This window comes from Streptomyces sp. NPDC051109 (genome assembly GCF_044455885.1).
In the GTDB taxonomy this organism is placed as follows: Bacteria; Actinomycetota; Actinomycetes; order Streptomycetales; family Streptomycetaceae; genus Streptomyces.
The window spans coordinates 1-6,879 of sequence record NZ_JBITFF010000059.1 but is presented as its reverse complement, the minus strand read 5'-3'; the positions used below and the strand labels follow the sequence as shown (position 1 = coordinate 6,879).

Sequence of the window (6,879 nt, the reverse complement as noted above, 5' to 3'; positions counted from 1 at the left end):
AACACCCCAGACCCTTCGTCTGGACAAAGACGGCCGACGAGATCCTCGACAAGGTCGCCGCCTACTGCCGACGAATCTCTGACTCAGATCACTAGCGGACAAGGGATAGATCGGTGCGGGCATCGGCATCCATGTGCCCGTCCGCCGCCCGAAGGGCCAGTCCGAGCGAGCCCTTGATGTCGACACGCGCATGGCCAACGCGCTGATCCGTTATTTGCGCGCCCGTGGCGAGCGCGCTGCCGCGGAACTCAAGCACGCTGGCGTACCTTGCAGCACATCACACTCAGCCCGAGCCGGATCGGCGCCATCGCCCGCGCCGCCCTCGTCCTCAACGGGCATTGGAAGTGTTCTTCCCTGAGAAAACTTCAGTGAGCGCGGACGCCCGAGTGATGTGGGGGCCGCTGACCGAGGGCCTGAACGTTCCGATGAAATAGAACGGCGAGTCCCGCATATGGGACTCGCCGTTCTGGAAGAGCGAGCTCGGTGGCTGCTACAGAAGGCCGCCGGCACGGGGGAGTGGTGCCACGGCGGAGCGGCCGGCGGGGAGGAATTAGCCGATGCCGTGGTTGGCGCCCCTGGCGTTGCCGAGGAGCTGGCCGCCGACGCCGAGGCCCAGTCCGTGCAGGATGTGGTTGAGATCGATCCCGAGGATCCCGTCAGCCGGAACGGCCCTGCTGGGGCTGTTCGCCGTCACGGCCTCGGCGTGGGCAGCTCCCGACATGGTCAGGGCGGCTCCCGAAAGGGTGAGTGCGACAAGTACACGCTTGGTGTTGTTCATACAGGAGTGAACGATCTCGGAGCGCACTGGTCACCATGCCTTCCGAAGCACTGGACTTGCCTGGCCGGGCCGCCGTGCCCTATCTCGCATGTGGAAACGATGGATCGTTTCGCCGCGCGTCGTATGAGTGGTTTCTTTCTATGCGGAGTGGCTGTAGGGCGAAGAGCCGTGCTGCCCTGAATGCAGCGCTCATGATGTTCGTCGTGGAAATCACCGCGGTGAGAAGAGGGGCTTACGTGTACGTGTGGAAAAGAATGGCGAGGCTGACGCTCGTCGCAAGTTCGGCGATCGTGCTGGTGACCGGGGTATCGACCAGCGCTCAGGCAGCTTCGGGCAAGTTCGCGTATAACCGGGCCGATACGGGATTCCGGCAGGTCATGGAGAACCCGCCGGACGGCGAATGCATCGGGATGCCCGGTGGTGCGGGCGTCGTCGACAACCTCACAGACACCGCCGCAACCCTCTACCAGGACCAGTTCTGCTCTGCCCGGCAGGACGCGCTCGCGCCGGATACGGGGGGCGTCTACGGCGGCGCGAGCGTCCCGCACTCGGTGGTCTTCGGGTAGAAGGGTGCACGCAGCACACGTGGAGGGTGCTCCCGGGTGCCCTCCTGATCGCCTCGGCTGCGGCTTGTTCGGCGCGCTTGACGACGGCGGCCGCGGCGACGGCACGACGGAGAGGATCTCCGCGCACTCGGGATCGAGCTGGGCAAGCGCACCGGCCAAGACCTCGAGGGCGGCGGCCACGTCCTCCACCGCGTTCGCGCTCCAGCACGACGGGCCGACGGCGTCGGCCAGCGTGCACGCCGCGACGACGGTCTCCTCCGCCAGCTCCTCGACCCTGTCCGGAAGTCGGCTTCATGTCCCGCCCGACGAGATGTGACCGCGCGAGGTGGTGCGCGCTGATCACATGATGACGTCCGGGATCCGCTCCATCCCCGGGTCCGCAAGACGGCCTTCGGCCAGGGGCCGGTCCAGGATGCTGTGGGAGCTGATCCGGTGCCACACGATGTAGGGAAACCCGGGGACTATCTCCCCGCCGTACGACCTCGTGCGCGGCTGGGTTTGCCCGGAGCCGCCCTTCGGATGTGGCTGATTCTGCTGTCACCTGATGGTGGGGCGTACTCGAATGGGCGCACCCCGGGTCGGCGAGCGAGACGGCCGAGAGGTGGCAGGGCCTGCGGTAAGGACCCTGCCACAACGACGGCCAACCTCCTGCCCCGGCATGACGGCCTATGCCTCCCCAGCGGACTGATGCGAACCACCTGCCGCATGTGCGGGGTCTCTGCTACCCGTCCAGGTCCTCGTCCTCCGCCTCATTTACTGCCATCTCTTTGGCCCACTTCGCATCACCGACGTTGCTGACGTACCGGGCCGCGACCCAGCCCTTCTGGTCGCGCAGCAGCTACCAGGTCTGTCTCGTTGCCGTCGACATCCTGGGCCCTCACCCGCGACGCCAAGCCGACCCTGTCGCCCGGAGAGAGCGCCGACGACCGCCTCCGTTGTCCCGCGCGTCCTCGATCCGTACGTCCGCCCGGCTGCCGTAGCGGCCGATGAACCCCCGGAACTTCCGCTCGGCGGTCTTGGAGCTGCTCCACGTGCCGGTGACGGCGGGAGAGGTCGGTGGCCCGAAGCGAAGCCTGACGTGAAACGGCACATGCGGATCATGAGCTGTCGGAATCCCTGCTGCAAGCCGCGAGCCCGGGGACGGGCACCGCCCTCCCTGTTCTCCTCACCACCCGCTGCGAGATCGGCACGCCCTGTTATCGAAAAGGTGTTCCATGCCAGGTGGGCTGCGGGTTACTGGTATGAATGGCCACGGGGGGCGACACCGTCGGATCGCCGAGCACGGCGGGGAGGTCGACCCGACGGTCTATGTCGCCGACGCGGGCGGCGCGGCCGGCGTGGCAGTCCAGGTACGGCGGGATCGACGCGGCCTGGGCCGACGGGGAGGCTGGACTGCTGATCCTGCCCGCGGAGACCGTGATGTGGGACGGCCTACGGATGCGGCCGCACCCCGGACCGCTGTGTCGGCGCGGTCCGGTCACGGTATGGCTCCGCCAGGCGGTGCGAGCCGCCCTTGAATCCAGGTTGTCGGCGCTGCCTCGATCCAGTAGTCAGTGTGGCCACGCAAGCGGTCGCGATCCGCTTCGTCGATCTCCTCGTCATGCACCTGCTCGCTCACCGCATCCGGCATCGCTGTCGCAATCGGGTCCGTCTCCCGCCAGGCGTTGAACCATTTGACGGTTCTCTCCGAGGCGCGGAGGAAGAACTGGTCGTGGAAATATGACGGAAAGAAGCCCCGGTACAGAGACCTCAGCGGGGATCCACACGTGAGGAGGTTGAGGTTCTCCTTCGGCGGCAGCAGTGATGGCCCTTCCACGACGACCGCCGCGTCGTCCCGGAGATTCTCAGGGACCTTCTCATTGGCCAGCAACCATGTGCCCAGGACCGAACCCTGGCTGTGGGCGAACAGGACGACCCTGCCCTCCCGGTGGCGTTCGAGTTCACATTGCAGCCCGTCCACGACATCGTCGCGGTATGAGCTGCCCGCCAGCGGGTGGTAACGGACCGGCCAGAAGCCAGCGACATCGGCGATCTTGCCGAAGACCTCGGGAGCCGCCGAGAGCTTTCCGCGCATGGCGATGAACACCAGCACCCCGACGACGGTCGCGTGTGTCAGGAGCAGTGCCACGGTCAGCGGCCAGCCGCTCCAGCTCGTGCGCAGGGCCACGAAACAGACAACAGCCGTCAGGGCGGCGTAGACGACGACAGCCCAGACGAGGGTGCGCCGGATCAACCCTGGCAACGCGCTCACGACACGGTGGACGAATCTCCTACGCCGGTAGGCGCGGTCCTCCTGCCACTCAACTGTTTCCTTCCACCCCCAGGTGAAGGCCGTGAGCGCGAACGCCACGGCGAGGCCCACGATGGCGGCCCACGCCGCGAAGGGCACAAGGTCGAGAAGCAGGACCCGGTCCCCTTCGGGATCGGCCGCCCTGAGCAGATGGGACGAAGCTGCCATGCCTGTGCAACGGTCAGCGACGGCTCCGATGGAGTCCAAGTACGCCATCAGCCACCCGGCGCCGAGACGGAGAATCGCGCCGGTCGAGTGGAGTACGAGGAAGACGAGCATCGTCACGACCGCTGCGGCCGAGTTCCACAGCGCGCAGGCGAGGATCAGCGCGACAATGGTGAAGCAGAGTACGAAGACCATCATCGCGTCGAGGCGTGGATCGGCGCCTGTCCCGAGTGCCGGACTGGGTGCGTCACCGCCGTAGCCGAAGCTGTTGGGCCAGCTGCTCCACTCCATCCGGGCCGGTTTGCACACGGACACGGCCGCGGCCACGGCGAAAGCGAACAGGGCGTGGACGCAGGCGAGGATCGGGGGGATCCGGCGCTCCGGCCGCAGGAAGGTCCGGCAGAGGATCGCGACGGCGACGGCCGCGGCCGGAAGCCATGCGGACAGCACCTCCGCCAGGAGCACCTCGCCGGCCAGGCCCGGTGCGTACTCCAGCACCGTCTCCGTGATGACGATCAGCCATGCGGTCAGCACCACGGTGGCCAACACGCAGGCCAGGTGAGTGACAGCGGTGTACCAGTTGCGGCGCCGTCCGGCGGGCTTCATGTAGCCGACGACGTTCAGCAGCGTGAAGGGGATTGCGAGGTACCAGAGGAAGCCGGCCATGCCGCGCGAGGTCCGCGACCAGTTGATGAGGGCGAGGTCATGGGCCGGGGTCTTCGGCAGGTTGTACGACTCGATGCCCTTGCAGGTCTGCGCCGACGGTTCGAGGCCCACGCTGCCCAATGCGCTCAGGGGACCGTGATCGCCGACGCCGTGAACGCGGATTTCGATCGGGCTCATACACCCAACACAGCACAGGCTGGACGGCCGGTTGGCCCTGACACACGCCCGTACCTCTTCGGAGTGCACGGCTTGCGCCCGATGCCGTCGTCGTCTTCGCGAGTTCGCCTCGATGTCCGTTGCACTCGCCGGGGCCGAGCGCTCCAGGTTGCGTGACGTCGCGGCGTCGTGGGCACTCAGCACCGAGCTCCGGTGCCGCACCCCTGCTCACCGCACGACTCCGGCGGTCGCACCGTCCAGCAGATCACCGACGAGTTCGGCGTCACCCTCCCCACCAACTACCGCCACCTCAGCAAGGCCCCCGCCCAGCGGGCATCAGTACAGCTCAGGGGCATCTCCGCTGGTCTTCCGGCGAGAACTACTGGAGCCGCGATACAGCCGCCCCCTGACCGCCCTTAAAGACCTGGCCCGGGCAGGTCGCGCAGCTATGCAGGGCAAATAGATGCGCCAGGGACGCTCGCGATCCTTCGGCGCACGGACGAACTCCCTGTGTGCACCCGTAGAGCCGGGCGCAATGCCCCTTGGGTTCGTCGCCAAAGTGCACCAGGATTGTGAGAACCCGTCGGTTTCTGGTATCCGGCGACAGCATGATTAACGCGGCGATCTGCGACGGCGACATCGTGACCGTACGATGCCAAGACCGCGCCAAGCGGCCAGCCCTGGACGTCCAACGTCTCGCGTGGGCGACGAGGCGCCTGGAGGCACGGAGAGGCCCCCACCGGCCAAGGCTCGATGCGCCTGTCAGGAGGTTTACTCCTCCAACGGGGGCAGCGGCTGCGGGTTGAGAGCCACTTTCTCGGCCGCGGCCTCGTAGAGGCGAGCGGCGGCGCGGTACAGGGAGCGGCCCTCGTCAGCACCGTTCATGTTGGCCGAGATCTCGGCCAAGACCACCGCAGTGAGGATGTCGCGCAGCCATGGCGGGCGGGGCGGGTGGCCGGGCACGGGTGTCCCGCACCAGTCGTCCATGTTCTGCACCAGCGTGGTCAGGCTCATGTCTCCTCCTGGTGTCCGACTGTCAATTCTCAGGTGTCGGGGTGCCCACCGGGATGCCGACTCCACCAACCAGAGACTCACTCCCGGAGCCGCCGACAGAGCTGAACTGATCAACCATGAATGCGTGGTCATGCGGAGCCACTGCGAACTCAGGTTTTAGGTTGACAAAGTTGTTCTGTCGCAAGAAAAAGATCTGTGGACGAAACTGCACTAACCCAGCTCTCGTCCCACTCGCTTGTTCGGCCCCGCCCAGGGCGACGCCGATCCATATCTGGGTCGCAGGCGCACCGGGCAGCTCCTGCCGCGTGTCGCCGGAGTGGTCGAACCGCTTGACCAGCTCGCCGAACCGATAGACGCAGAACTGCGCGAAGAACTGCGAGGTTTCGAACGACGACCAGAAGCTCTGGTCCAGATTGAGGCCGAAGCGCAGCTCGACCTCCTCGTCCAAGCCAAACGACGAATGCTGAGTGCCGTGGACGACGTCGGTCCACGAGATGCGGCATAGCGGGGAGTGGAAGGTACGATCGGCAATGATCATCCGGTGACCTCCGACCAGGCATGCTGCCCATAGGGCAGGAGAAAGGAACCGTGAGCCTGCATCCTGGCGCCGCCTTCACGGTGCCCGACGGCCTCCAGCGGCTGTCAAGAGCGCCGTCTACAGAGACCCTGGCCTGAGCACCTTACCCACGACCGTATATCCGGAGTCCCTGGTCTGCATCTTGACGCCCGAGCTCGGACCACGACGTGGTGATGATGCAGAAGCCGGCCGGAGGGCCCCGGCCAAGTTGTCGAGCGGTACGAACCGTGCCCGCATGAGGGGCGCAGCGCCCCAACGCCCGCTGGCCGTACGGGGCTCCGCTCGGTGGACGCCCCGGCGTCCACCGCGTCCCGCACGACAGGCACTCAGCGGCGTCCCGGGCATCCCGCAACGCGGCCACCCTCGCCGGACCCGCTGGGCCTGAGGCCCACTGCCTGGAGCGACACACCGCCGAGCAGAACCGGGCCCGCGGGTCGTGCGTTCGGCCGGAGCCGTTCACCGCAGACCGGGCAGTACCGGGCAGGCATCCGCCCGTCACCACCGATCGCGGGGGCAGCTATCATCGGCGTCAGGTCAGCCCCCACTGAACCCGAGGGGCCCCGCGGCTCCTTAGAGGTCGTTTTATCCTGCTGTTTCATCCTGGGATGGGATGGTTGATAGGCATTTTTGGGTCGCGCCAGGAGATGGTGTTCTCGCCGGTGAGGCG

Annotated in this window: 6 protein-coding genes; 1 reads left to right on the top strand and 5 read right to left on the bottom strand. The window is 66.9% G+C overall.

The genetic code is table 11. The features are described 5' to 3' along the window. Positions 1-91: 91 nt before the first annotated feature. Positions 92-256, bottom strand: coding sequence for a hypothetical protein (locus tag ACIBAD_RS37445; protein ID WP_398911520.1), 165 nt, complete (start codon positions 254-256; stop codon positions 92-94). 294 nt (positions 257-550) lie between these two features. Next, positions 551-778 carry a hypothetical protein gene (locus ACIBAD_RS37440; protein WP_398911518.1) on the bottom strand — a complete coding sequence of 76 codons (228 nt, stop codon included), beginning with the start codon at positions 776-778 and terminating at the stop codon, positions 551-553. Between the two features lie 203 nt (positions 779-981). Between ACIBAD_RS37440 and ACIBAD_RS37435 the strand changes: the two genes are divergently transcribed. Beyond that, a complete protein-coding gene (locus ACIBAD_RS37435) occupies positions 982-1,344 on the top strand; it encodes a hypothetical protein (protein WP_398911516.1) in 363 nt (120 codons plus the stop codon). Between the two features lie 1,477 nt (positions 1,345-2,821). On the opposite strand, the gene ACIBAD_RS37430 is transcribed toward ACIBAD_RS37435, so the two are convergent. The 3 genes from ACIBAD_RS37430 to ACIBAD_RS37420 all read right to left on the bottom strand — a co-directional run bounded on the left by ACIBAD_RS37430 (position 2,822) and on the right by ACIBAD_RS37420 (position 6,173). Then, positions 2,822-4,642: a hypothetical protein gene (locus ACIBAD_RS37430; protein ID WP_398911514.1), complete on the bottom strand. Its 1,821-nt coding sequence runs from the start codon at positions 4,640-4,642 to the stop codon at positions 2,822-2,824. A gap of 750 nt (positions 4,643-5,392) precedes the next feature. Continuing rightward, a complete protein-coding gene (locus tag ACIBAD_RS37425; RefSeq protein WP_134068379.1) occupies positions 5,393-5,635 on the bottom strand; it encodes a hypothetical protein in 243 nt (80 codons plus the stop codon). A gap of 22 nt (positions 5,636-5,657) precedes the next feature. Continuing rightward, positions 5,658-6,173, bottom strand: a complete 516-nt coding sequence (locus tag ACIBAD_RS37420; RefSeq protein WP_134068378.1) for a hypothetical protein — start codon at positions 6,171-6,173, stop codon at positions 5,658-5,660. Positions 6,174-6,879 lie beyond the last annotated feature (706 nt).